Source organism: Antiquaquibacter metalliresistens, assembly GCF_029211225.1.
GTDB classification, from domain to species: domain Bacteria; phylum Actinomycetota; class Actinomycetes; order Actinomycetales; family Microbacteriaceae; genus Rhodoglobus; species Rhodoglobus metalliresistens.
In genome coordinates, this window is sequence record NZ_JARGEM010000017.1 from 1 (window position 1) to 2983 (window position 2983).

Consider the following 2983-nt stretch of genomic DNA (forward strand, 5'->3'; position numbering starts at 1 on the left):
ACTCGGGTTCCGCAACCTGACCAACTACATCGCCCGAAGCCTGCTCGAGACCGGCGGCTTCAGACCCCAACTCCTACACCCCCGATTGGGATGAGCCTGCGAAGCGGACGATGCGGTCGGAATCCAGGGCCGTGCGGGCGCCTTCGTCGCGCCCAGACGCCTCGGTTCTCAACCCGTCAGACGGTCTGCCCGTTGATCGGTCCCGAGTAGCCTCCGGCGAGGGGTGGCGGTTCCTCGCCGACGCCGGGCCGTACCTTCAGACGCCGCATCGATTGGTCGAGTTCGACCGCAGCGTGATGAGGCTCCCCGTCAATCCACCACAGCTCTAGTTTCGCGCCATCAACGGCCTGGATGCGGATCTGCGAACGGATGCCGTCGCGGTGAAGGTCTAGGCGTCCGTAAGGCGTGATTGCCCCGTCGGAGGCGAGGAAACCGTTACCGACTCGCCAACGGACGTCATAGATCATCCGATGCTGCTCCGGTTGAAGCACCCAGTAGGCCGCGTCGCGTGAGATGGTGAACGCAACTCCGCGTTCTCCGCGAGCTCGGCCGGGCACCATTGAGACGATCCAGCCGATGATGGCGGCGAGAGTGGCACCGACGACGACCCAGAACCAGTAGCCAGTCCACCATTCGACCTCGGCGAGCGCGGACAGTAGCAGTGTCGCACCGGCAGCGATGATAGCCGCCAATCCGATCCGCAACACCTCTCGCATACGCTCACCCTAGCGCCGCTGTAGCGGGTCGTTTCCGTGCCAGATGTGCGCGGTCACTCACAACACCGGAACACCGTCGACCATCGCCCGAAGACAAAGCGTCAAGAACCAGGCGAAGTCATACAAAGCAGCGGTAGGGCGGACGGGACTTGAACCCGTGACCGACGGATTATGAGTCCGCTGCTCTAACCAGCTGAGCTACCGCCCCGTGACGACCGCGCAGGTCGCCGCGTCAACACGATACCGGGCGGGGAGTGGGGCGATGCCGTAAGCGGCGAGAGTGACGGCTATCGCGGTTCCCTGTGCCGTCCGAGTTCTGTTGCCTATTCAAGTGAAGTGGGCTGCTTCGCCACCGCTAGGTCGTAGCCTTCGCGGCGGGTGGATCCATCGCCTTTGCCAGCGCGTCGAACGGAGCGGGGTTCGCTGATCGCGTCGCTTCTATCATGGCGCTGAAATCCCCAATAGCCTTATCCACGCGTTCTTGCGCTTTCAATCCTTGGTCAGTCGCTGGTGCCAGCTGAGCTGAGAATGCGAGGACGACGTCAACGACGGGTTGCCACAAATCGGTGGCCGCAGCTGGGGAGACGTTCTTGGTGAATCGGAGCGCATACCTATCGGTGATCGGTCTACCAATGATCGTTTCGAGACACGAACCGATTGCAGCGACCAGCAGGTAATTCGAGCCGCGTGAGCTGAAGAACGCAGCATGTTTCTTCTGCGCTTCAGTACGGGAAGCCTCGGGTATCTTTACGATGTTTTGCTTCGCACGATCCACGGCCTTAAGCAGGCTGTACGCCAGGACGATATGACGGGCGGTTAGTGCCTCACGGAAGACATTTGCGTAGACCCCATCGAGGTCCCAGATGGTCCGGGTCTCGTTGTAGGCCAAGTTCGGATCGCCGTGAAACGCTGCCAGCGACTGCGCGACCGACGAGTCGGGCACCAGGTCGCGCCGTCGAACGATGGCGTCCCGAGCACCTCCGCGACGACCTCCCCGGTAATCGGCATCGGGGATCTTGCTGAACTCGAGACGCAGCCGCTCCTGGATGGCGTCCTTGCTTCGGAAGTCCGTCGCTTCCACCTTGTTCTGCGTGTTGTTGTATCGGACGATGTCCTCAAGAACAGCTTGATCGTTGCACTTCACAAATCGGGCCATCACCATCGCGGACCCGACATTCGCAGCTTCGGCGGTAGGAATTTCACCCAGCGCGCCCGTCGTTTGGCCGCCATTAACGATCCCAAGCCCCTTGACTTTGAGCACACCCGCTGCCAAGTCAGCTTCGAATTCGTTCACTAGCACCGTGATGCCGTTGTTGAAGATCGCGAAGTTGTCGGGCTGCGACTTAGCAGTCTCCTTGATGCCGAAGTTGATATTCCCGGTGGACTTGACCATTCCCAAGTAGTCGCGAATGTTCGGCGACATTAGTTGGACCGAGTGGGTTGCCCAGAGGGCCCTGAGGTCGGACGCGCGAATCGCGGTCGAGAAGGCGCTCCAACCACTAGCGCTGATCTCGAAGCCGCCCGGTATCGAGAACGAGAATGACTCCGAGACCAAGATTGGCGCCTGGGTGCGTGCGTAGTCCTGTTCGAGCACATCCCGTCCGATTTCGACTGCGGTGACATCAACAGAAGCGCTGGGAAACTCGCGCCGAACAATGGCATCCGCCGTAGCGGCAGCTTGATCAAGCTCGTTCTGCACGTTGACGGATTCCGGGAGATTGTGGACGTACCAGATCTCGATTTCCTTTACGTCGCCGGAATCGAGCGCGGCGCGGACCTCTTCCGCGGCTCCCCGCAAGGTTTCCGGCAATCCGTCGAGTGAGCCCGATATCAGCCAGCTGACCGCAGTGTTCAGCTCGCTTGCCTTATTCGCGGGAGCCTCCTGCTTGTTTTGCGCAGTCATGTAACCCTGAGCGACAACAATCCTGGTGCCATCTGCCACCACCGCGACCAGATCGCACTTCTTGTCGTTGCTGCCGTCCGTCAGCGCGTTGGCAGCGAACGAATCGACGTCGTCGAATCCAAGCCGGAGCTGCGCGGAGAAGAGCAGCAAAGCGTTGTCGCTGTATGCCGAGAGATCGTCCCGAGTCTCAAATGCGGCGTAGGCGGGTCGACTAGCTGCGAGTGCTGCGGTGGTGGTTGTCGAACCAGACATTTGTGGGCTCCTCAAGGGCCTTGACCCTTGATCGTGGACACGGTGTCGGTTCGGTTATGCCGCTTCCGCGAGGGTAGCGGACGCGGTCGCCGCGTAGGCGGCTTCGTAGGTG

Annotated in this window: 2 protein-coding genes and 1 tRNA gene; all 3 read right to left on the bottom strand. The window is 61.0% G+C overall.

Translation table 11 applies throughout. From position 1 onward, the window contains the following. Window positions 1-176: 176 nt before the first annotated feature. Window positions 177-716, bottom strand: coding sequence for a hypothetical protein (locus tag PYV02_RS15230; RefSeq protein WP_275759929.1), 540 nt, complete (start codon window positions 714-716; stop codon window positions 177-179). 134 nt (window positions 717-850) lie between these two features. After that, a tRNA-Ile gene (locus PYV02_RS15235) sits at window positions 851-924 on the bottom strand. Between the two features lie 147 nt (window positions 925-1071). Continuing rightward, window positions 1072-2871 carry an AIPR family protein gene (locus tag PYV02_RS15240; RefSeq protein WP_275759930.1) on the bottom strand — a complete coding sequence of 600 codons (1800 nt, stop codon included), beginning with the start codon at window positions 2869-2871 and terminating at the stop codon, window positions 1072-1074. Window positions 2872-2983: the final 112 nt, after the last annotated feature.

Coding starts and splice junctions, on each gene's coding strand:
- PYV02_RS15230 (WP_275759929.1), bottom strand. CDS start 716: ATGCGAGAGGTGTTGCGGATCGGATTGGCGGCTATCATCGCTGCCGGT.
- PYV02_RS15240 (WP_275759930.1), bottom strand. CDS start 2,871: ATGTCTGGTTCGACAACCACCACCGCAGCACTCGCAGCTAGTCGACCC.